General features: G+C 65.3%; 18 protein-coding genes. 9 read left to right on the forward strand and 9 right to left on the reverse strand.

Features of this window, described 5'->3' with window-relative positions; genetic code table 11:
- The first annotated feature begins 16 nt into the window (after positions 1-16).
- The 5 genes from paaE (at position 17) to AC07UK_RS13975 (ending at position 6,451) form a co-directional block, all read left to right on the forward strand.
- Positions 17-1,093: a 1,2-phenylacetyl-CoA epoxidase subunit PaaE gene (gene paaE, locus AC07UK_RS13955; RefSeq protein ID WP_494685767.1), complete on the forward strand. Its 1,077-nt coding sequence runs from the start codon at positions 17-19 to the stop codon at positions 1,091-1,093.
- Between the two features lie 58 nt (positions 1,094-1,151).
- On the forward strand, positions 1,152-2,816 hold the full coding sequence (paaN, locus tag AC07UK_RS13960) for a phenylacetic acid degradation protein PaaN (RefSeq protein WP_494685766.1): 1,665 nt from the start codon (positions 1,152-1,154) through the stop codon (positions 2,814-2,816).
- 81 nt (positions 2,817-2,897) lie between these two features.
- Entirely contained in the window at positions 2,898-4,247 is a 1,350-nt protein-coding gene (gene paaK, locus AC07UK_RS13965; RefSeq protein ID WP_494685765.1) for a phenylacetate--CoA ligase PaaK, read from the forward strand.
- A gap of 234 nt (positions 4,248-4,481) precedes the next feature.
- A complete protein-coding gene (locus AC07UK_RS13970) occupies positions 4,482-4,790 on the forward strand; it encodes a DUF485 domain-containing protein (RefSeq protein ID WP_114135032.1) in 309 nt (102 codons plus the stop codon).
- Positions 4,787-6,451 carry a cation acetate symporter gene (locus AC07UK_RS13975; RefSeq protein ID WP_494685764.1) on the forward strand — a complete coding sequence of 555 codons (1,665 nt, stop codon included), beginning with the start codon at positions 4,787-4,789 and terminating at the stop codon, positions 6,449-6,451. Before AC07UK_RS13970 ends, AC07UK_RS13975 begins: the two co-directional genes overlap by 4 nt.
- Positions 6,452-6,498: 47 nt before the next feature.
- Here AC07UK_RS13975 and AC07UK_RS13980 read toward each other — a convergent pair whose 3' ends face one another.
- The 7 genes from AC07UK_RS13980 to AC07UK_RS14010 all read right to left on the reverse strand — a co-directional run bounded on the left by AC07UK_RS13980 (position 6,499) and on the right by AC07UK_RS14010 (position 15,564).
- Positions 6,499-7,167, reverse strand: coding sequence for a DUF2076 domain-containing protein (locus AC07UK_RS13980; protein ID WP_436223396.1), 669 nt, complete (start codon positions 7,165-7,167; stop codon positions 6,499-6,501).
- 51 nt (positions 7,168-7,218) lie between these two features.
- Positions 7,219-7,494 (reverse strand): hypothetical protein, encoded by a 276-nt coding sequence (locus AC07UK_RS13985; protein WP_494685763.1) that lies wholly within the window; start codon positions 7,492-7,494, stop codon positions 7,219-7,221.
- A gap of 21 nt (positions 7,495-7,515) precedes the next feature.
- Positions 7,516-8,877 carry a sensor histidine kinase gene (locus AC07UK_RS13990; protein ID WP_494685762.1) on the reverse strand — a complete coding sequence of 454 codons (1,362 nt, stop codon included), beginning with the start codon at positions 8,875-8,877 and terminating at the stop codon, positions 7,516-7,518.
- The gene (locus AC07UK_RS13995; protein WP_114135028.1) at positions 8,870-9,550 is read right to left on the reverse strand and encodes a winged helix-turn-helix domain-containing protein; all 681 of its coding nucleotides are present in this window, start codon (positions 9,548-9,550) and stop codon (positions 8,870-8,872) included. The genes AC07UK_RS13990 and AC07UK_RS13995 overlap by 8 nt, the downstream gene beginning before the upstream one ends.
- 149 nt (positions 9,551-9,699) lie before the next feature.
- A complete protein-coding gene (locus tag AC07UK_RS14000) occupies positions 9,700-11,157 on the reverse strand; it encodes an efflux transporter outer membrane subunit (protein ID WP_494685761.1) in 1,458 nt (485 codons plus the stop codon).
- 1 nt (position 11,158) lies between these two features.
- Positions 11,159-14,320: an efflux RND transporter permease subunit gene (locus AC07UK_RS14005; protein WP_494685760.1), complete on the reverse strand. Its 3,162-nt coding sequence runs from the start codon at positions 14,318-14,320 to the stop codon at positions 11,159-11,161.
- Positions 14,321-14,334: 14 nt separating this feature from the next.
- Positions 14,335-15,564, reverse strand: coding sequence for an efflux RND transporter periplasmic adaptor subunit (locus AC07UK_RS14010; protein ID WP_494685759.1), 1,230 nt, complete (start codon positions 15,562-15,564; stop codon positions 14,335-14,337).
- 365 nt (positions 15,565-15,929) lie between these two features.
- Here AC07UK_RS14010 and AC07UK_RS14015 point away from each other — a divergent pair, with 365 nt between their 5' ends.
- The 4 genes from AC07UK_RS14015 (at position 15,930) to AC07UK_RS14030 (ending at position 19,911) form a co-directional block, all read left to right on the forward strand.
- Positions 15,930-16,877 carry a COG4280 domain-containing protein gene (locus tag AC07UK_RS14015; RefSeq protein ID WP_494685758.1) on the forward strand — a complete coding sequence of 316 codons (948 nt, stop codon included), beginning with the start codon at positions 15,930-15,932 and terminating at the stop codon, positions 16,875-16,877.
- A gap of 228 nt (positions 16,878-17,105) precedes the next feature.
- Positions 17,106-17,615, forward strand: a complete 510-nt coding sequence (locus tag AC07UK_RS14020; protein ID WP_436223404.1) for a lecithin retinol acyltransferase family protein — start codon at positions 17,106-17,108, stop codon at positions 17,613-17,615.
- Positions 17,616-17,833: 218 nt separating this feature from the next.
- Positions 17,834-18,508: a heavy metal response regulator transcription factor gene (locus tag AC07UK_RS14025; RefSeq protein WP_494685757.1), complete on the forward strand. Its 675-nt coding sequence runs from the start codon at positions 17,834-17,836 to the stop codon at positions 18,506-18,508.
- Positions 18,505-19,911 (forward strand): heavy metal sensor histidine kinase, encoded by a 1,407-nt coding sequence (locus AC07UK_RS14030; RefSeq protein WP_494685756.1) that lies wholly within the window; start codon positions 18,505-18,507, stop codon positions 19,909-19,911. The genes AC07UK_RS14025 and AC07UK_RS14030 overlap by 4 nt, the downstream gene beginning before the upstream one ends.
- 1 nt (position 19,912) lies before the next feature.
- Here AC07UK_RS14030 and AC07UK_RS14035 read toward each other — a convergent pair whose 3' ends face one another.
- Both AC07UK_RS14035 and AC07UK_RS14040 read right to left on the reverse strand, forming a co-directional pair.
- Entirely contained in the window at positions 19,913-20,128 is a 216-nt protein-coding gene (locus tag AC07UK_RS14035; protein ID WP_436223407.1) for a hypothetical protein, read from the reverse strand.
- A gap of 114 nt (positions 20,129-20,242) precedes the next feature.
- Complete coding sequence (locus AC07UK_RS14040; protein ID WP_436223408.1) at positions 20,243-21,790, reverse strand: class I adenylate-forming enzyme family protein; 1,548 nt, start codon at positions 21,788-21,790, stop codon at positions 20,243-20,245.
- Positions 21,791-21,800: the final 10 nt, after the last annotated feature.

A 21,800-nucleotide genomic window follows, 5' to 3' on the forward strand; every position in this document is an offset into this window, starting at 1 on the left:
TGACCGGGGTAGTGAGATGAGCAAATTCCATGAACTGACCGTGGCCTCGGTCACCCGCGAAACCCGCGATGCCGTGGCCGTGACCTTTGCCGTGCCGGATGAACTGGCCGACACCTACCGCTACATCCAGGGCCAGCACCTGACGCTGCGCACCGGCATCGGCGGCGAGGACGTGCGCCGCTCGTACTCGATCTGCTCGGCGGTGCAGGACGAGCAGCTGCGCGTGGCGATCAAGCGCGTCGACGGCGGCCTGTTCTCGAACTGGGCCAACGAACAGCTGCAGCCCGGCATGAAGCTGGAGGTGATGCCGCCGTCCGGCCACTTCCACGTGCCGCTGTCTGCCGCGCAAGCGAGGCACTACGTGGCATTCGCCGCCGGCAGCGGCATCACGCCGATGCTGTCGATCATCAAGACCACGATGCAAGCCGAGCCCGAGAGCCGCTTCACGCTGTTCTACGGCAACCGCGCCTCGTCGTCGGTGCTGTTCAAGGAAGAGCTGGAAGACCTGAAGGACACCTACCTGCAGCGCTTCAACCTGGTGTTCGTGCTCAGCCGCGAGCAGCTGGATATCGACCTCTTCAACGGCCGCATCGATGGCGAGAAGGTCCATGCCTTGCTGAAGCACTGGGTCAAGCCGCAGGACATCGACATCGCCTTTATCTGCGGCCCGCATTCGATGATGGAAGAGGTGTCGCAGGCGCTGCTCGACAACGGCGTGGACAAGGCGCGCATCAAGCGCGAGCTGTTTGCCACCAGCATCCCCTCGGCACGCCCGCCCGCGCATGCGCACAAGCAGGTGGGTCAGCAGCAGTGCGAGGTGACGGTGATCCAGGACGGCCGCACGCGTTCCTTCACGCTGGAGAAGAACAAGGAGACCGTGCTGGATGCCGCGCTGGCGCAAGGCATCGAGCTGCCTTACTCATGCAAGGGCGGCGTCTGCTCGACCTGCCGCTGCAAGCGCATCGAAGGCGAGGTCGACATGGACGTCAACTTTGCGCTGGAGGACTACGAAGTCGCGCGCGGCTTCATCCTCAGCTGCCAGAGCTACGTCGTCAGCGACAAGCTGGTGATCGACTTCGACCAGGAAACCTGAGGCGTCTCCTGCTGCCGTCCCGACCCATACACAAACCATTCTGCCCCCGGAGCAAGCCGTGTCCCATCTGTTTTTTGAACGCCACCAGGCGCTGCTGGAACAAGCCACCCAAGCCATTGCCGAGCGCGGCTACTGGAGCCCGTTCACCGAAATGCCGAGCCCCAGGGTCTACGGCGAAACCGCCAGCGCCGATGGCAAGGCCGCCTTTGAGGCCCGCCTGAACCGCCCGTTCGCGCTGTCGCAGCCGGGCACCGTCGGCCAGGCCGGCAAGGAAGTCTCGCCCTACGGCGCGGAACTGGGCATCACCTATCCGAAGCCCGACCTCGACCAGCTCTTTGCCGGCGTGGCCGAAGGCATGCCGGCCTGGCGCAAGGCCGGGCCGGAAACCTGGGTCGGCGTGTCGCTGGAAATCCTGCAGCGCCTGAACCGCCGCAGCTTCGAGATTGCCTACGCGGTGATGCACACCACCGGCCAGGCCTTCATGATGGCCTTCCAGGCCGGCGGCCCGCACGCGCAGGACCGCGGGCTGGAGGCAGTGGCCTACGCCTGGGACGAAATGCGCCGCATCCCGAAGCAGGCCATCTGGGAGAAGCCGCAGGGCAAGAATGAGCCGCTGCGCATGGAGAAGCGCTACAGCGTGGTGCCGCGCGGCGTGGGCCTGGTGATCGGCTGCTGCACCTTCCCGACCTGGAACGGCTATCCCGGCCTGTTCGCCAGCCTGGCGACCGGCAACGCGGTGGTGGTCAAGCCGCACCCCGGCGCGATCCTGCCGCTGGCGATCACCGTCGAGGTGGCGCGCGAGGTGCTGCAGGAAGCCGGCTTCGACCCCAACCTGGTCACGCTGGTGGCCAACGACCCGAGCGAGCGCATGGCGTCCACGCTGGCGCGGCGCCCGGAAGTGCGCCTGATCGACTTCACCGGCAGCAGCGCGAACGGCGACTGGCTGGAGCGCAATGCGCACCAGGCCCAGGTCTATACCGAGAAGGCCGGCGTCAACCAGATCGTGATCGACTCCACCGGCGACTTCAAGGGCATGGTGCGCAATATCGCGTTCTCGCTGGCGCTGTACTCGGGCCAGATGTGCACGGCACCGCAGAACATCTATGTGCCGAAGGACGGCATCGACACGCCGGAAGGGCACCTCAGCTTCGACCAGGTGGCCGCGGCGATCGGGGAGGGCGTGGTCAGGTTCACCAGCGATGCGGCCAAGGCGGTGGAGTTGCTGGGCGCGATCCAGAACGACGGGGTGGTGCAGCGCATCGAATCGTCGCGCGCACTGGGCGAGATCGTCGCCGACAGCCGCGTGCTGGAGCACCCGGAGTTCCCCGGCGCGCGCATCCGCACGCCGCTGGTGCTGAAGGTGGACGCCAGCGACGAGGGCAAGATCATGCAGGAGCTGTTCGGCCCGATCTCGTTCATCGTCGCGACCGACAACACCGCGCACAGCATCGCGCTGGCACACCGCGGCGCGAAGGAGCATGGCGCACTGACGTTGTCGGCCTACACCACCGATGCCGGCGTGACCGAGTCCATCCGCGATGCCGCCGAGGATGCGGGCGTGGCCCTGTCGCTGAACCTGACCGGTGGCGTGTTCGTCAACCAGTCGGCCGCGTTCAGCGACTTCCATGCCACCGGCGCCAACCCGGCAGCCAATGCCTCGCTGTCGGATGCGGCCTTCGTCGCCAACCGCTTCCGCGTGGTGCAGAGCCGTTCCCATATCTGATGTACTAGCTAGCAGTCGCAGTACCCGGCGCCGGCCCCCAAATACATATGCGGCGCAATCATAACGATGATGGAGTAGACAATGGTTCAACGCATCCCCAACCCCAACGAGCTGGAGCCGATCGAGCGCGCCAGCCGCGACGAACTGCAGGCGCTGCAGCTGGAACGGCTGAAATGGAGCGTGCGCCATGCCTACGACAACGTGCCGCATTACCGCAAGGCCTTCCATGCGGCCGGCGTGCATCCGGACCAGCTGCAGTCGCTGTCGGACCTGTCGAAGTTTCCGTTCCTGACCAAGCAGGACCTGCGCGACAACTATCCCTTCGGCATGTTCGCGGTGCCGCGCGAGAAGGTGGCGCGTGTGCATGCGTCGAGCGGCACCACGGGCAAGCCGACCGTGGTCGGCTATACCGCCAAGGATATCGATACCTGGGCCAGCGTGGTGGCGCGTTCCATCCGCGCCGCCGGCGGCCGCGCCGGCGACCTGGTCCATGTCAGCTATGGCTATGGCCTGTTCACGGGCGGCCTGGGCGCCCACTATGGCGCCGAGAAGGCCGGCTGCACGGTGATCCCCATGTCCGGCGGACAGACCGAGAAACAGGTACAGCTGATCCGCGAGTTCGAGCCCAATATCATCATGGTGACGCCGTCGTACATGCTGAACCTGATAGAGGAGATGGAGCGCCAGGGCATGGATCCGTCGGAAAGCTCGCTCAAGGTCGGCATCTTCGGCGCCGAGCCGTGGACGGATGCGATGCGCGCCGAGATCGAGGCCCGCGCCGGCATCGACGCAGTGGACATCTACGGCCTGTCTGAAGTCATGGGGCCGGGGGTCGCATGCGAATGCATCGAGAGCAAGGACGGCCCGGTGATCTGGGAAGACCACTTCTACGCCGAGATCATCGACCCGGTGACCGGCGAGGTGCTGCCGGATGGCGAAGAGGGCGAACTGGTGTTCACGTCGCTCACCAAGGAGGCGCTGCCGGTGATCCGCTACCGCACGCGCGACCTGACGCGCCTGCTGCCGCCCACGTCGCGTTCGATGCGCCGCATCGGCAAGATCACCGGCCGCTCGGACGACATGCTGATCATCCGCGGCGTCAATGTGTTCCCGTCGCAGATCGAGGAGCTGATCCTGAAGACGCCGGCCCTGGCGCCGCAGTACCAGCTGGTGGTGACGCGCGACGGCCACCTGGACAAGCTGGAAGTTCGGGTCGAAGCGCGGCCCGGACGTCCGGCACCCCTCTGCGCCGACGACCGCGCGACGCTGGAGCGCGAGCTGAAGGACCAGATCAAGACCTACGTGGGCGTGACCACGCGCGTGCAGGTGGTGGATGCGGACGGCATCGAGCGCACCACGGTCGGCAAGGCGCGGCGGGTGCTCGATATGCGGCCGAAGGTCACGCACGAGCAGCCGGTCGGGGCGATCTGACGCCCTGTAACGCACCCCTCTCCCGCCTGCGGGAGAGGGGTGGGGGAGAGGGCAGGAGTATCCACGGAGTGTGGCGGCAACGTGCTTGCCACACGCCTGCCCTCTCCCCCGGCCCCTCTCCCGCGTGCGGGAGAGGGGAGCAAACCGCCGACAGATTCAACTCCGCAGCAATTCATCCACCGATGGCGCCCACCCAGAGGCGCCACGCCCACCCCTGCGCCAAAGGAGACCACCATGGACGCGAGACAACTGGAAACCATCCAGAACCACCCCGATTTCATCCGGCTGACCAACGGGCGGACCCGCCTGGGCTGGTCGCTGACGCTGGTCATGCTGGCGATCTACTTCGGCTTTATCCTGCTGCTGGCGTTCTCGCCGGCCACGCTCGGCACACCGCTCGGCGCGGGTGTGATGACCGTGGGCATTCCCGTCGGCGTGGCGGTGATCGTCTCGGCCGTGCTGCTGACCGGGATCTACGTGTACCGGGCCAACCGCGACCTGGATCCGCTCAACGAACGCGTGCGCAAGGAGTGCCAGGCATGAAGCCCACCAACCGTTTCCTGTGCACGGCCCTGCTCGGGCTTGCCAGCATGGCCGCCGCGGCGGCACCCGCAATCCAGGGCGATGCCGCGCCGCGGCCGCTGAACTGGAGCGCCATCGTGATGTTCATGCTGTTCGTGCTGTTCACGCTCGGCATTACCCGCTGGGCGGCGCGCCGCACGCGCTCGGCATCCGACTTCTATGCCGCCGGGGGTGGGCTGAGCGGCTTCCAGAACGGCCTGGCAATTGCCGGCGACATGGTCTCCGCCGCCTCTTTCCTCGGCATCTCCGCGATGATGTTCGACAAGGGCTATGACGGGCTGATCTACGCGCTGGGCGTGGTGGCCGGCTGGCCGATCATCCTGTTCATCGTCGCCGAACGGCTGCGCAACCTTGGCCGCTATACCTTTGCCGACGTGGTGTCATACCGGCTGGCGCAGAAGCCTGTGCGGATCACCGCCGCCTGCGGCACGCTGACAGTGGTGATCATGTACCTGGTGGCGCAAATGGTTGGCGCCGGCAAGCTGATCGAACTGCTGTTCGGCACCAGCTATGAGTCCGCCGTGGTGATCGTCGGCCTGCTGATGGTGCTCTATGTGATGTTCGGCGGCATGCTGGCCACCACCTGGGTGCAGATCATCAAGGCCGCGCTGCTGCTGGGCGGCGTGACCTTCATGGCCGTGATGGTGCTGGCGTACTTCGGCTTCAGCCCGGAAGCGATGTTCGCCGGTGCGGCGAAGGTGCATGACAAGGGGCTGGCGATCCTGTCGCCGGGCGGGCTGGTGTCCAATCCCGTTGATGCGATCTCGCTGGGGGTGGGCATGATGTTCGGCACCGCGGGCCTGCCACACATCCTGATGCGCTTCTTCACCGTGGCCGACGCCCGCGAGGCGCGCAAGTCCGTGCTCTACGCCACCGGCTTCATCGGCTACTTCTACGTGCTGATCCTGGTGGTGGGCTTCGGTGCGATCGTGATGGTGGGCGCGGACCCGGCCTACCGCGACGCCGCCGGCAAGATCATCGGCGGCAGCAATATGGTGGCCGTGCACCTGTCGCATGCGATCGGCGGCGATCTTTTCCTCGGCTTTATCTCGGCGGTGGCGTTCGCGACCATCCTCGCGGTGGTGGCGGGCCTGGCCCTGTCGGGCGCTTCGGCGGTCTCGCATGACCTGTACGCCAACGTGTTCCGCCGCGGGCAGGCCAACGAGAAGGACGAGATCCGGGTGTCCAAGGCGGCCACCCTGGTGATCGGCGTGCTGGCCATGGTGCTCGGCGTGATGTTCGAGAAGCAGAACATCGCCTTCCTGTCCGGCCTGGTGCTGGCGATCGCGGCCTCCGTCAACTTCCCGGTGCTGTTCCTGTCGATGTTCTGGAAAGGCCTGACCACGCGCGGCGCCGTGGCCGGCAGCCTGGCCGGTCTGGTGTCGGCGGTGGCGCTGCTGGTGCTGGGCCCGACGGTCTGGGTGGGCATCCTGCATCATGACAAGGCGATCTTCCCGTATGCCAACCCGGCGCTGTTCTCGATGACGCTGGCCTTCGCCAGCGCCTGGCTCGCGTCGGTGCTGGACCGCTCCACCCAGGCCAGCACCGAGCGCCAGCGCTATGGTGCGCAGTTCGTGCGTGCGATGACCGGGATTGGCGCTGCCGGCGCGAGTCAGCATTGATCCTGGGGGGCAGGGCAGCCGCGTGCCACGCGGGCAGCGCGATGAGGCTAGATCACGGTCGAATCGTCGTCCAGGAAACCGTCGTCGCTCAGGCCTGCATCGAGATTGCCACTGTCCGAGCCCCCATCGCGCGCAGCGACCGATGCCCGGTCATCGTTCCCGTAGTAGTTGTTGACGACGTTCGTTTCCGTTCCTGGCGTGTTCATCCCGGACGGCTCCAGGAACGCGTTCTTGCTGCTGTGGCCGAACAGGTTCTCGATACCCTGGAACAGGAAGGCACCGCCGGCCACGCCGGCAGCCGTGGTTGCGATGCTGCCCAGCGTGCCGCCGAGCCCGCCGCTCAGGAAGCCCGGCCGGGGCGGCTGCGCCGGGGGGATCTGCAACGCGGGTGACACGGCCTGAGCGGGCGCAGGCACGGGCGTCGCGGCAGCAGGATTCGCACTGGCGCCCCACGCAATCTGCTGATCGATGAAGCTGCGGGAGCCGTTGGCCTGCGCAGCCTGCAACTGGTCCTGCAATGCAGCGATCTGCGCCTTTGCCGTCGACAAGGCATGATCGAGCAGCATGGCCCGCTGGACCAGCAAATAGGCGGCGTCCGGTTGTATCGCGACCGCCTGGGCGATGAGCGCCTGCGCCTGCGGATCCTTCGCGCCGGCGCGGGCCTGGGTCAATTGAGTCAGGAAGACTTCGAGTGCTTGCGAATCTTGGGGGGTCATGGCGTCTGTATCCGGTTGTTGGTGGTACAACCTCACTCTATGAGGAAAGACTTAAGGGAGACTTAAAGGGGAGGGGACATCGAAGGTGATGCTCGCTGCAAACGGCTTTGGGCCGCAGTCTGCGTGGATCTTGTCGAGCTGGTCAGCTATCACGTCGATGTCGACAAGCAGCTCCAGGTGTTCCGCGAAATCAAGGACCGCTACATCCGGGAAGACGTCTCCCGTCTGGACCATCCTTGGCGTGGCCGCATTGGCCCGGCCGTCGCTCTTCGTCGGAATCAGGGCAGTGGCCGCGACACGCGCTGCGTGATCGGCAGGGGAGATCACGACCCTCCCCAAGTACGATCTCTAAGAAAGGAGGACCAGCGTTGCCCGCAACCCCGGGTCATTGTCGGTCAGTTCAAGGGCGCCGCCATGCAGCTTTGCAACGGCGGCCACGAGGCTAAGCCCCAATCCCACACCCGGTGTACTGCGACTTGCGTCGCCGCGGTAGAAGCGTTCGAGGACTTTGTGCTTCTCGTCATCGGGGATGCCCGGCCCATCGTCTGATACAGAGATGACGACCGCCCCGTCAGCGCGGCGTGACGCCTCGACTGTGATTGTCCCGCGCTGCTGGGCATACTTGAGCGCGTTGTCGATAAGATTCCCGAGCGCCTGCGCCAGCAACAAGGGATCGCCAGCCAGCGGGAGCGGCCCGGACGACGCGAAAGACAGGGCCACCCCCTGGAGTTCCGCCACGGGTTGATAGAATTCGGCGGCTTCGCCTGCCACGGCGGCGGCATCGACTTCGATGAATCCGGAGCGGCGCGTGCCGGAATCAATCTCCGCCAGGCGCAGCAGTGCGTTGAAAATGCCCATGACGCGGTCTACGTCGGCGATGGCGCTGTCGATCTCGGCAAAGGTCTGTTCCGGGCGAGGCCGGGTGACCGACAACTCTTCCAGGCGGGAGCGCAGTTCCGCCAGCGGTGTGCGCAGGTCGTGCGCGATTGCATTGGACACGTTCCGGATGCCCTCGACCAGGTGCTCGATCTGGTCGAGCATGCGGTTCTGGGTCTCTACGAGCGTATTGAGCTCGCTTTCACCGCCGTAAGCCGGCAACCGGTGTGCGAGATTTCCCTGCATGATGGCAGCGGCTGCCTGGTTGATGTCGTGCACCTTCGCGAGCAGCGTGCGGCGGACCAGTAGCCCACCCGCTACGCCGAGCAGCAAGACCATGCAGGCTGCGCCCGCCAGCGCGGACATGAACAGCGCTTCGAGCTTTTCAAAGCGGCTGACGTCCCGCCCCAATATCAGGTGATAGCCCCCGGGAAGTACCTTGTGGATCAGCACGGCCCTTACCACCCGCTCGCGTACATCGATTGACGCGGCGTGCATGCCAGTCGATGCGGGAACCTCGCGGGGCCATGCCGGCAAATTGCCGGCAAGCTTCGCCAGTGCCGGATCAGTGAACAGGATGATGGTGGTTTCGACATCCTCAAGTTGCCCGCCGACCCGGGTTTCAATGGCCGTGACCAGGGCATCGGCTCCGTGCCTGGCAAAGAGATTTGCCATATTCCGCGCATCGGCCTGTAGCATTTCGGTGCGACTTTGCTCGATGGTGTTGTGCCAGGCGTACAAGAGCGGTGTGGCGAACAGGGTAAGCACGACCAGGCTCACGGCTACATAGCCGAGCCCGACGTTCAGCGCTGAAAAGCGCAAGCGCTTAATCATCTGCTGTCAGCATATAGCCGGCGTTGCGAATGGTCCGCAGCAATTGCCGCCCGCTGCCGTCATCGATCTTCTGCCGCAGCTTGCTGACATGGACGTCGATGACATTGGTCTGTGGGTCGAAATGATAGTCCCACACGTTTTCCAGCAGCATGGTTCGCGTCACGACCTGGTTGGCGTGGCGCATCAGGTATTCGAGCAGCTTGAATTCACGCGGTTGGAGCGCGACGGCCTTGCCCGCCCGCGTTACCTTATGCGCAAGCAGGTCCATGGAGAGGTCACCCAGCGTGAGCGTGGTCTCGGCCCGGCCCTCCTGCGAACGCCGCAGCAGTGCGTCGAGGCGTGCCAGCAGCTCGCCAAAGGCAAAGGGCTTGACGAGGTAGTCGTCACCGCCGCTCTTGAGACCCCGGATGCGATCGTCCACATCCGAAAGGGCGCTCAGGATCAGGATAGGGACCTTGCTTCCGGTCCTGCGCAACGCCTCGATGATCGCCAGGCCGTCAATGCCGCCGGGCAACATCCGATCCATGATGATCGCATCGTAAGGCTCGCTTGCGGCGAGGAACATGCCGTCGCGTCCGTTGTCGGCGTGATCCGCGGTGTGGCCCGCCTCGCTCAATCCCTTTTTGAGGAATTGGGCGACGCGCTCGTTGTCCTCGACGATCAGTAGTTTCATGATGAATCCGGTCTCGCCATTTTGATTGCGTCGGACCTCGCCCGCGCAATACCTGGTCTCCAGGCACGGCCTGATGAAATATTAGGCACAGCGTGTTCTGGTTGCCAGCCTCGCGGTGATCCGACCGCCCATCCTCACGATTCCGGGAATTATGAGGCACTTGCCGCCTGCCGCGGCGCATCGCCGGTGCGCTGGATCCAGCCGCCGCCGAGCGAGCGGTACAGGTCGACCAGACTGGTCAGGCGGTTCAGGCGGGTCGTGACCAGTGCCTGCTGGGCGTTGTACAAGTCGGTCTGTGCGGTCAGCACGCTCAGATAGCTGTCGGTGCCGCTCGTGTAGAGCATGTTGGCCAGCTCCAGCCGGCGCTGCTGGGTATCGGTGTAGCGCTGCTGTGCCGCAAGCTGGTTGTCATAGGTGCCGCGCGCCGCCAGCCCGTCGGCAACCTCCCGGAACGCGGTCTGGACGGCCTTTTCGTATTGCGCGATGCCGATGTCCTTCTGCACCGTCGCCACATCCAGGTTGGCCTGGTTTGCGCCAGCGGTAAAGATCGGCATGACCAGGGAGGGGATGAAAGACCATGCGCTGGATCCGCCTGCAAACAAGCCACCGAGTGCCGCGCTGGCCGTGCCGAGGGTGCCTGTCAGCGAAATGCGCGGAAAGAAGGCCGCGCGCGCGGCGCCGATGTTCGCATTCTCCGAGCGCAGGGCCGCTTCGGCCTGCAGGATGTCAGGACGACGCTGCAGCAGATCCGAGGGCAGGCCGGCCGGAAGGTCGGTCAGGATCGGCTGGTCGCCGAGCCTGACCGGGGGAGGCAGGTCGGGCGGCAGCGGCTGGCCGACCAGCAGTACCAGCGCATTCTCGGCCTGCGCGCGCAAGCGGACCTGGGCGGCGTAATTTGCCTGTGCCTGCTCGACCGTGGTCTCCGACAGGCGCAGGTCCAGTTCGGACGCGGTGCCTGTGTCGAACTGCAGCTTCACGATCTTGTAGGCTGCCTGCGCGGTCTCCAGGGTGCTCTGCGTCACCGCGAGTTGCTCGTCGTAAGCGAGCGTGGTGAGGTACTGGTCAGCGATCTCGGACACCAGCAGGATCTCGGCCGCCTGGCGCGCGTAGGCACTTGCCAGGTACTGCTCGAATGCCGCATCCGAGAGGCTTTGCAGGCGGCCAAAGAAGTCAATCTCCCAGGACGCCGAAAGGCCCGCCGAATAGCTGTGGGAGGCGCCCACGCCGGTGGTGGAACCGCCGGGCGACGTGCTCTTGGCCGAAGCGCTCGCGTCAGCGTTCACCTGCGGATACAGTGCCGCATTCTGGATGCGGTACTGCGCCTGGACTTTCCTGACATTCAGCGCAGCGACGCGCAAGTCGCGGTTGTTCTGCAATGCAAGTTCGACCAGCCGCTGTAGGCGAGGATCGGCAAGGAAATCGCGCCAGCCGATCCCGGCGGCCGGCAGCGTGGCGCTGCCTGTCCCGACAGAAGCGGTTTTGTAGGCCTCGCCCGCCGGAAACGCGGCCGACACCGGGGCTGCCGGTCGCTGGTACACGGGCTGCAGCGAGCAGCCGGCGGCAAGGGTCACGAGCAGTGCGCTGGCTGCGTATCGGTATCGCTTCATCTCAGTGTCCTCCGGCGCTTTGGTCAGCCGCGGCCATCGCGGATGCTGCCGGCTCGGCCGGCTTCTTCTTGCCAAGCTTGTTGCTGACCACGACATAGAACATCGGGATCAGGAACGTGGCAACAAAGGTGGCGGTCAACATCCCGCCTATCACCCCGGTGCCGATGGCGTTCTGGCTGGCGGAGCCCGCGCCATTTGCCAGCGCCAGCGGCAGCACCCCAAGCATGAAGGCCATGGAGGTCATCACGATCGGCCGCATGCGCATATGTGCCGCTTCAATGGCCGCCTGCAGCGCGGTGAGGCCCTGGGCGTGACGCTCGCGCGCAAATTCGACGACAAGGATGGCGTTCTTTGCCGACAGGCCGATGGTGGTGAGCAGCCCGACCTGGAAGTAAACATCGTTGGACAGGCCCATCAATGACGTGGCACCGAGCGCGCCCAGGATGCCGAGCGGCACCACCATGATGACGGAGACCGGGATCGACCAGCTCTCATACAAGGCGGCCAGGCTCAGGAATACCACCAGGATCGACAAGCCGTACAGCAGGGGGGCCTGCGAGCTCGATTGCTGCTGCTCCAGTGAAGTACCCGTCCACTCGAAGCCGATACCCGGGGGCAGCTTCTTGGCCAGCCGCTCCATCGCCAGCATTGCCTGTCCGGAGCTCTTGCCCGGTGCGGACTGGCCCAGGATTTCCATGGCTTCGACGCCGTTATAGCGCTGCAGGACGGGCGGACCGTAGGTCCATGCGGACGTCGCGAAAGCGGAGAAGGGCACCATGCTGCCGCCGCTGTTGCGCACATAGAGCAGATTGATGTCGTCGGGATTCATGCGATAAGGCGCATCGGCCTGCACGTATACCTTCTTGATGCGTCCGTCGGTATCGAGGAAATTATTGACATAGCGCGAGCCCCAGGCAGTCGAGAAGGTCTGGTCGACATCGCTCAGGCTGACGCCGAGCGCGGCGGCCTTCTCGCGATCGATATTGACCTTGAAGGTCGGATTGTCCTGTTGCCCGTTGAAGCGCACCTGCGCAAGCTCCGGATCCTGTCTGGCCAACGCGAGAAGCTGGTCGCGCGCCTTGGCCAGCGCCTCATGACCGAGCCCGCCGCGGTCCTCGAGCTCGAAGTCAAAGCCGGCGGCAACGCCCAGGCCGCGGATCGGCGGCGGGCTGACCGGGAAAATGACAGCATCCTTGTAGGCGGCATAGCGCTTGATGATGCGCTCGGACAGGGCCTTGGCGGTCAGGTCGGGACGGTTCCGCTGGCTCCAGTCCTTGAGGCGGACGAACAACTGGCCCTGGCTCTGGCCGCGGCCGGCATTGTTGAAGCCATTGACCATGAAGGTGGCGTCGACCATCGCCGCTTCATCCTTCAGCAGGTAATGGCTGACCTCGTCGAGTACCGCGCCGGTGCGCGCCTGCGTGGCACCCGCCGGTGTCTGGACCTGCACGAACATAAAGCCCTGGTCCTCGTTCGGCAGGAACGACGTCGGCAGCTTGACAAACATGATGCCCACGGCAGCCACGATCGCCGCGTAGATGATCAGCCAGCGTCCGGAGCGGGCCGCGACGTGCCGGACCCCATGCACATACCTGTCCCGGCCTTTGTCGAAGGTGCGGTTGAACCAGCCAAAGAATCCCTTCTTCTCGCCATGGCCCTCGCGCGGCGGCTTCAGCAGCATGGCGCACAAGGCCGGTGTGAGCGAGAGCGCGACGAACACCGACAGCAGCATCGACGAAACGATCGTGAGCGAGAACTGGCGGTAGATCCCGCCGACCGTGCCACTGGAGAACGCCACCGGCACGAATACAGCGCACAGCACCATCGCCACCCCGATCAGCGCACTGCTGATCTGTCCCATCGCCTTGCGGGTGGCCTCAAGCGGGGACAGTCCTTCCTCGTGCATCACGCGCTCGACGTTCTCGACCACCACGATGGCGTCGTCCACCAGCAGGCCGATGGCCAGCACCAGGCCGAACATCGACAGCGTGTTGATGGTGAAGCCAAGCGCCGACATCACGCCGAAGGTGCCGAGCAAGACCACCGGCACCGTGATCGAGGGGATCAGCGTGGCGCGGAAGTTTTGCAGGAACAGGTACATCACCAGGAACACCAGGACGATGCCTTCCATTAGGGTCTTGATCACTTCTTCGATCGAGATCTTGACGAAGGGCGTGACGTCGTTCGGGTAGACCACCTTCAGCCCATGCGGGAAATACGGTTCCAGCTCCTTGATGCGGGCGCGTATCGCGGCGGCGGTGACTAGCGCGTTGCCGCCCGGCGCGAGCTGGATGCCGATGCCGGAGGCGGGCTGGCCGCTGTACTTGTTGTCGACGTTGAAGCTCTCCGCACCGAGATTGATGCGCGCGACGTCACGCAACCTGACCTGCGAACCGTCGGGCAGCACCTTGAGCAATACCTTGCCGAAATCCTCGCTCGTGCGCAGCAGCGTCGCTTCAGTGATGGTTGCGCTCAGCTGCTGGCCCTGCACGGCCGGCGTTCCGCCGAGCTGGCCGCCGGAGATCTGCACGTTCTGGCTTTGCAGCGCCGCAGTGACGTCAGTCGGGGTGAGGGCGTAGCTGTTGAGCTTGTTCGGGTCAAGCCAGATCCGCATCGCGTACTGCGTACCGAACACGTTCATGTTGCCGACGCCATTGATCCGGCTGATCGGATCCTGGACATTGGAGACAACGTAGTTGGCGATGTCGAACTTGTTCATGCTGTTGTCAGCCGACACGAAGCCGATCACCATCAGGAACGCGTTGGTGGATTTGGTGACGCGCACGCCCGACTGCTGCACCTGTGCCGGCAGCAATGGCACGGCGAGCTGCAGCTTGTTCTGCACCTGCACCTGGGCGATGTTCGGGTCGGTGCCGCTGGCGAACGTGAGCGTCGTGGTCGACTGGCCGGTATCGTCGCTGGTCGAGGGCATATAGAGCAGGTTGTCGATCCCGCTCATCTGCTGTTCGATCACCTGGACCACGGTGTTTTGCACGGTGGTCGCCGAAGCCCCGGGATACGTGGTGCTGATCTGGACCGAGGGCGGCGCCACTGGCGGAAACTGCTCGATTGGCAGGGACTGGATCGCCAGTCCTCCAGCCAGCATGATGAGCAGGGAGAGGACGATCGCGAAGATGGGGCGGTCGATGAAGAATCGTGCCATGTCAGGGTCCGCCCTTATCTTGCCTGCGCAAGCACAGGAGCCTGGCGCGTTGCAGACGCGCCGCCGGTATTCGCTTTGGCCGCGGCCTGCGCGGTCCGGGCTTGCGCGTCGACAGCCTGCACCAGCATCCCGGGTTGCACTTTCTGGCCGCCGGCCACGATGACCCGGTCGCCATCGCTCAGGCCGCCGGTGACAATCCACTTGTCGCCGGACGTGCTTTGTGCCTGGATCGTGCGTTGGACGACCTTGTTGTCAGGGCCGACAACCAGCGCGGTTGCCTGTCCCTGCGGGTTATGACCGACGGCCGGGACCGGCACCAGGAATGCGTTGTCATTCACCCCTTGCTCGAGGCGGGCGCGCACGAACATGCCGGGAAGCAGGACATGCTCCGGATTCGGGAAGACGGCGCGCACTGTCACCGAGCCGGTGGCCGGATCGACCGTAATGCCGCTGAACTCGAGCTTGCCGGCCAGCGGATACTGCGTGCCGTCCTCCAGCATGAGCGTCACCCTGGCCTGGTCCAGGCCGTGCAGCTTTACCTGTCCGCTGGCGACATCGCGCCGAAGCTGCAAGCCGGCGACGCTTGCCTGGTTGAGGTCCACGTAGATCGGATCGATCTGCTGGATCGTGGTCAGCAGCGTTGCCGCGCTGCCTTGCACATAGGCGCCCTGGGTGACCTGCGAAATGCCGCTGCGGCCGGCAATCGGCGCCACGACGTCGGTATATCCCAGGTTGAGCCTTGCCATCTCGACGGCAGCCTTGGCGGCGGCAACATCGGCGGCGGCCTGCTTGCGGGCCGCGACCGCGTTGTCATAAGCCTGCTTGCTGATGGCGTTGCCGGCAACAAGGGTCTGGTAACGCTCGGCCTGCGCGGTCGTGGTGGCGAGATTTGCTTCAGCCTTCTGCAGTGCTGCCAACGCGCTGCTCAGGGCGGCGCGATACTGTGCCGGATCGATCTGGTACAGCGGCTGGTTGGCCTTGACGTCGGCGCCTTCCTGGAAGCTGCGCTTTTGCACGATGCCGTCGACACGGGCCCGGACCTGTGCAATGAGGTAGGCGGAAGTGCGGCCGGGGAGTTCCACAGAGACCGGAACGCTGGTGCGCCTGGCCGTGACTACCGTGACTTCCGGCGTCGCTGACTTTGGACTCGCAGGCTTTGCGGGACCGCAGCCCGCGAGCGCGAGGACTGGCAGCGTGAGAGCCGCCAGGCAGGCACTGCGCCGATGTGTGTTGTGTGAAGGCATCGAGGCTCCATCCCAGGAGTTTGTGAAGAGCGGGTGGTTGCACTCTGCGCGATCGCGAATGAAGGCTGGGTTGGCAATTCATTAACGATTGTTAATGTCCCGGGGGGAGCAAGAATGACAAATCCGTAATCGAATTGACAGCTTTGCACGCACCCGCACTGAATAGAATCCACGCCGTCGCACGCGCAGGACGCCGGCCGGAGCGCGCCCCGGCGCAGCACCGCCGCAAAAAGCGGCCTCCTTGTCTGGAATTGCTTCGCTGGAGCGCACCGCACGCGCCAGCGGGCGAACCCTGTCACCCTGAAGAACTGGAGCGGGACATGCCTGAGTGGACTTCGGCAGGACCTTCGATACTTGCAGCATTCATGGCCTCGCTGGTCGAGTTCGTGGAGGCACTCAGCATCGTGCTGGCAGCGGTTGGCGCCGTGCGCGGCTGGCGCTCGGCGCTGCTGGGGACGGCAGCCTCGCTGGCCGCCCTGATGCTATTGGTGGCAGTCGCCGGCCCCGCGCTCGCCAGGATTCCGCTGCCGGTGGCCCAAGTGGTCGTTGGCACGCTGTTGCTGCTGTTCGGCCTGCGCTGGTTGCGCAAGGCGGTGCTGCGGGCGGCGGGCATCTTGCCGCTGCACGATGAAGCTCAGGCGTTCACCGCGCAAACCGAAGCCTTGCGCCGGCAAGCCGCAACATCCGGCCGGGCGATCGATGCGGTGGCATTCGCGACCGCCTTCAAGATCGTGATGCTCGAAGGGATCGAGGTGGTGTTCATCGTCATTGCGATTGGCGCGGGCGGCCGGATGATCATCCCCGCGTCCATTGGTGCCGGCCTGGCTTTGCTTGCGGTGGTGGCGCTCGGCGTGTGGCTGCATCGGCCGCTGGCCAATGTTCCGGAGAATGCGCTCAAGTTCGGCGTCGGTGTCATGCTCGCGGCTTTCGGCACCTTCTGGGCAGGCGAGGGCATCGGCCTGTCATGGCCGGGTGAAGACTGGGCAATCCTGGCACTGATCGGCGTTTTCGCCGTGATTGCGCTGGCAATGGTTCATCTCTGCAAACGGCTGCGCAAGCCGGCCACGGCACTGTCAAGTGCAGCCGCCGGCGCGCGTCCGCCCGCTCGGGGCCGTTTGGCGATGGTGGCCGAGGAAGTGATGGGGCTTTTCGTGGATGACGGCTGGCTGGCCATCGGCGTGGTGGCCTGGGTGATGGCTTCGTGGGAGATGGGGACAGTGCATGCCGTTGCTGCGGCCAGGGCGGGGCCGCTGTTCGCGGTCGGACTGACGGTGTTGCTGGCGGCCAGCGCGGTCCGGCGTGCGCGCGCCTGAGGAGCCGTCCCCGGCATCGCAAGCGCCCGAACCGCACAGTGAAGTCGACTGACGATGGTCCGATTCAGCGCGCAACCAGGGCGCCGTTGATACTCCCTGGCCGATCCAGTAGCAAAACGCATGGCATAAACAAAGACTTATGGACTGTAGAAGAATGTTTAATTGTTATTAATGTGTTGCCGGACATAGGCTTTTCTCAAGTTCACCTGATCGCTTGGGCATTCGAACATGGGCCAGCCAACCTCCAACCAACGTCGCACCGCCAGCGCAGCCGTGGCACAGCGACCCCTCGATGCCGGCGCTGAACCGCCGCTCGGTGCCCATCTCGTCACGCCGCGGCGCGGCTACAGCCACCATGGCATCTATGTAGGCGACGGCAAAGTGGTGCATTACGCCGGACTTGCCGGGTCGCTGCGTCGCGGCCCCGTCGAAGAAATCAGCATCACGCATTTCGCTGGCGGATTCGAAGTCCTGATCGAACCAAGTGCTGATCCCGTGTACGTCAGGCATGAAGCCGTGCGGCGTGCGCGCTCGCGGTTAGGCGAGAATCGCTACAGGCTGCTGACCAACAACTGCGAGCATTTCTGCGCCTGGTGCCTGTATGGGGAAAGCCGTAGCGAACAGGTGCTCGCGTGCCTCATCGACCCGCGCGCAGCCCTTCGGACCGCGTTATGCCTGTTCGCGGCATGCCTTGCGGCGGCATGGCCGATGCGGCGCACCGGAGCCTACGTGACCTGACCGGCCCCGGTTCTTCCCCTGCCGTACAGCGCGGTCGCGGTAAACCCGATGAATGATGCTCTGTATTTGACGGCGTTGTCGGCGCGCCCCGGCGACGATGCCATCACTGGGCATCAGACGGGGTCCTAACGATTACAGCCTTGTCATTCCGCACACGGTGCGCCGGGAATATGATCGCGGCATGTAATACAGACGGCGGCGACAGGGAGCGCAAGACAATGAAGATCCTGGTGGTGGAAGACGAGCCCAAGACGGCGGCATACCTGCGCAAAGGCCTGACGGAATCGGCCTTCGTGGTGGATGTCGCGGTGACGGGTGCCGATGGGCTGCATCAGGCCATGGAGCATGCTTATGACCTGATCATCCTAGACGTCATGCTCCCCGGGATGAACGGCTGGGACCTGCTCAGGCAACTGCGCGAGCACAAGGACACGCCGGTGTTGTTTCTCACCGCCCGCGACGACCTGGAGGACCGGGTGCGCGGCCTGGAGCTGGGTGGCGACGACTACCTGGCCAAGCCGTTCGCGTTCGTGGAGCTGCTGGCGCGCGTGCGCACATTGCTGCGGCGCGGGCCCCTGCGCGAAGCCGACCGGATCGAGATCACGGACCTGGAGATCGACCTGATTCGCCACCGCGTTACCCGTGGCGGCCAGCGCATCGACCTGACGCCGCGTGAATTCGCGCTGCTGCACTTTCTTTCGCGGCGGCATGGCGAGGTACTGAGCCGCACCCAGATTGCGTCGCACGTGTGGGACATGAACTTCGACAGCGACACCAACGTGGTCGATGTTGCCGTGCGGCGGCTGCGCGCCAAGATGGATGACCATTTCGCGCCGAAGCTGATCCACAGCGTGCGCGGCATCGGCTACGTCCTTGAAGCGCGCCAGTCGTGAAGTCAGCCGGCTCGCTCACCGCGCGGCTCGCGCTGGCCTTTGCGCTGATTGCGGGGGGCGCCTTTGCCGGGGTCGGGCTATATCTCTATCACGCGCTGGCCATGCAGATCATCGAGCGGGACGACGCGGAGCTTCTGCGCAAGGCCGCCCGCGCCCGGGCCGAACTGGCCGAGACGGAAGGGAGCAACGCCGAGCGATGGCGCGAACTCGGCGGCGTGGTCGCTGGCAACGCCGAGTACGGCTTGCTCGCCAGCGCGTCCGACGGCACGCCGCTGGTGGCAGCGGGAGCGGAGCCGGGCGTGCCGCCTGAAGCCCCGGTGCTGCCGCCGGGCGCGCCGATCGGGCCGGCATCGATTCGCGCATGGAGCGGCGCCGACGGACTGCCTGTGCGCGGCATCTCGATGTTCGCGCACGCCGGCGCGCAGCCGCTGCCTGTGCAAGTCACGGTCTACCAGGTCGCTGTGTCGCGCATGGCACTGTTGCGTGCCTACCGTTGGAAGCTGGTTCTCGCGACGTGCCTCGGTGCCCTGGCGGCGGGCGGGCTTGGCTATGCCGCCCTGCGCACCGGCATGGCGCCATTGCGTCGCATCGCCGCCGGCACCCGGGCCGTGACGTTCACCAGCGGAGCGCTACCGGTCGATCCGTCGCTGTTGCCCGCGGAACTCAATGAGCTGGCGCTGGCGTTGCAGCACATGATCGAGCGGCTGCGCGAGCGCTACGAGCGCTTGTCGCAGTTCTCCGCGGACCTGGCGCACGACTTCCGCACGCCTATCAACAACCTGCTCGGACAGACGCAAGTGGCGCTTGCCAGCGACCGGTCGGTGGAGGAATACCAGGCGCTGCTGGTGTCAAACGTGGAAGAATACGAACGCCTTGGGCGGATGATCGAGAACATGCTGTTCCTGGCCCGGGCCGACAACGCGCGCGTGGCGGTGCACTACGCGGAGCTGGACCTCGCCACCGAGCTGGAGCGGCAGGCGGACTACTTCGAGCTGCTGGCGGACGCCCGGGGGATCACCATTCTCGTCGATGCGCTGGGCCAGGTTTATGCGGATCCCGTGCTGCTGCGGCGCGCGGTTGGCAACCTGATCTCCAATGCGGTCCGGTACGCGCCCACCGGCACACAGGTGCGCCTGTGGGCGCGCGAGATGGGCGCGCAGGTGCGGATCGAGGTGTCGAACCCGGGCCCGGGCATTGCAGCGGAGCATTTACCGAAGCTGTTCGACCGGTTTTTCCGTGCGGACCCGGCCCGGGCAAACTCCGGCGAGTCATCAGGCATCGGGCTCGCCATCGTCAAGACCATCATGGACCTGCACCATGGCACCGCGCAGGCGGAATCGACACCGGGGCAGGTGACCTGCTTCCGGCTGGTCTTTCCGGGCCGCGCGGAGCCGGGCCAATGACTCAGGCATGCGCAGGCAGATGGGCGCCATCGAGGTAGGGATCGCGCGCGCTGTTGTTGGCGCCGTCCGTGAAGGGGTCGCGCTGGCGGTGGACCTGGTCGGCGGTGGTCCCGTTGGCATCGTTGGCGGGATCGACAGCCGCTGAGGCAAAGGGCGCTGCGGAGCCCAGTACCGTGAGCAACACGGCGGCAATGAGGATTCGGCGGGTAGGCATCATGACACTCTCCTGTTGACTTGCGCGGCGCGCGGATCGTCGCGCCGTGCACAGCAGTCTATGTATCCGATGCCAACCGATGCATTGCTGCTTGATGACAGAGTTGTAAGTCTCGGCCTACGCAAGCTGCCAGCGCCACGTCCTGGCATTCGCCTGTTCGCCATCTTGGGCCAACAGCTCGCGTAGCGCGGTCTTGAGTACCTTGCCGTTGCTGTTCTTCGGCAACGCATTGACGAACAGATAGGCTTTCGGCCGCTTGAATCTGGCGATCCGGTGCAGGCACCACTGATCCAGTTCGGACTGGGTCATCCGCATCCCGGCCTTGAGTACGACGACGGCCACCACTTCCTCTCCCCAGACGGGATGCCTGCGGCCGAGCACGGAGACTTCAGCCACCGCGGCATGGGCGAGCAGGGCGTCCTCCACCTCGCGCGGGTAGATGTTGGAGCCACCGCTGATAATCGTGTCCTTGCTGCGGTCCTTCAGCGTGAGCTGCCCCTGCTCGTCCACGCACCCGACATCGCCGGTATGCAGCCAGCCATTGCGCAGCGTCGCCACACTGGCCTCCGGGTTGTTCCAATAGCCTTGCATCACGGTGGGCCCGCGCACCAGGACTTCACCGACTTCCCCCACCGGGAGCGCACGGTCCCCGGCATCGGCGATGCGAATCTCCACGCCGGGCAGGGCATGCCCGACCGAAGCCAGCGCCTTGAGGTCGCCGACGGCGTAGGCGCGGCCGATTTCGTCGGACGACTGGGCGGTGATGGTCATCGGACTTTCGCCCTGGCCGTAGATCTGCGCGATGCGGGGGCCCAGGCATTCGATTGCGGCGATCTCGTCCTCCACATAGAGGGGCGCACCGCCACAGACTACGACCTTGAGATTGGAGAGGTCGGCCCGGCTCCGGCGTGCGTATTCGACCAGGCGGTTGAGCATGGTGGGCGCAGCGAAGAAGCTCGGGCGCTGGTGTGCGGCGACGAGGCCCGCCAGTTCGGCGGCGTCGAAGCCGCCTGAAGGTGGAATCACCTGACTCGCACCTTCGGCCATGTGGGGGACCACGTAGAGTCCCGACCCATGGGACATTGGCGCCGCGTGAATCAGGCTGTCGCCTGGAAGAATGCGGGTGACCGCGCTGGCATAGGCGCTGGACATGGCGGTCAGATTGCGGTGCGAGAGCATGACCCCTTTGGGCTTGCCGGTCGTGCCGCTGGTGTAGAACAGCCAGGCGAGGGCGTCTTCGGACACATCGGTGACCGGAATGCCGTGTGCCGCAAACAGGGCATGGTAGTCGGTGGAACCGACCACAATGGTCCGGGCGCCAGACACTGCCTGGGCGTCGGCGGCGAAGCTGAGGCGGGCGCCGCTGTCCTGCAGGATGCCCTGGATTTCGCGCGGATGCAGCCTGGCGTTGATCGGCACGGCGCACAGGCCCGCGTGCCAGATGCCGTACAAAAGCTCGACGTACTGCGGGCAGTTCTTCATGACCAACGCGACCCGGTCCCCGGCCTGCAGGCCGAGCCAGTCACGCAGGCCGCAGGCGCAGCGTGCCACGCGGTCGGCGAGTTGCCCGAAGGTACATAGCGGCTCGGTGCCGAGATAGAGCGCTGCCTGATCGGGATAGGCGCGGGCCGTGCGGACGAGCATTTGCGCAAGGTTGGGGTTCATGCTGCCTCTC

It is taken from the genome of Cupriavidus sp. GW821-FHT07C08 (assembly GCF_059419025.1).

Coding starts and splice junctions, on each gene's coding strand:
- AC07UK_RS13970 (WP_114135032.1), top strand. CDS start 4,482: ATGGACGCGAGACAACTGGAAACCATCCAGAACCACCCCGATTTCATC.
- AC07UK_RS13980 (WP_436223396.1), bottom strand. CDS start 7,167: ATGACCCCCCAAGATTCGCAAGCACTCGAAGTCTTCCTGACTCAATTG.
- AC07UK_RS14035 (WP_436223407.1), bottom strand. CDS start 20,128: ATGATGCCTACCCGCCGAATCCTCATTGCCGCCGTGTTGCTCACGGTA.
- AC07UK_RS13995 (WP_114135028.1), bottom strand. CDS start 9,550: ATGAAACTACTGATCGTCGAGGACAACGAGCGCGTCGCCCAATTCCTC.
- AC07UK_RS13990 (WP_494685762.1), bottom strand. CDS start 8,877: ATGATTAAGCGCTTGCGCTTTTCAGCGCTGAACGTCGGGCTCGGCTAT.
- AC07UK_RS14020 (WP_436223404.1), top strand. CDS start 17,106: ATGGGCCAGCCAACCTCCAACCAACGTCGCACCGCCAGCGCAGCCGTG.
- AC07UK_RS14040 (WP_436223408.1), bottom strand. CDS start 21,790: ATGAACCCCAACCTTGCGCAAATGCTCGTCCGCACGGCCCGCGCCTAT.
- paaE (WP_494685767.1), top strand. CDS start 17: ATGAGCAAATTCCATGAACTGACCGTGGCCTCGGTCACCCGCGAAACC.
- AC07UK_RS14000 (WP_494685761.1), bottom strand. CDS start 11,157: ATGAAGCGATACCGATACGCAGCCAGCGCACTGCTCGTGACCCTTGCC.
- AC07UK_RS14005 (WP_494685760.1), bottom strand. CDS start 14,320: ATGGCACGATTCTTCATCGACCGCCCCATCTTCGCGATCGTCCTCTCC.
- paaK (WP_494685765.1), top strand. CDS start 2,898: ATGGTTCAACGCATCCCCAACCCCAACGAGCTGGAGCCGATCGAGCGC.
- AC07UK_RS14010 (WP_494685759.1), bottom strand. CDS start 15,564: ATGCCTTCACACAACACACATCGGCGCAGTGCCTGCCTGGCGGCTCTC.
- AC07UK_RS14015 (WP_494685758.1), top strand. CDS start 15,930: ATGGCCTCGCTGGTCGAGTTCGTGGAGGCACTCAGCATCGTGCTGGCA.
- AC07UK_RS13975 (WP_494685764.1), top strand. CDS start 4,787: ATGAAGCCCACCAACCGTTTCCTGTGCACGGCCCTGCTCGGGCTTGCC.
- AC07UK_RS14025 (WP_494685757.1), top strand. CDS start 17,834: ATGAAGATCCTGGTGGTGGAAGACGAGCCCAAGACGGCGGCATACCTG.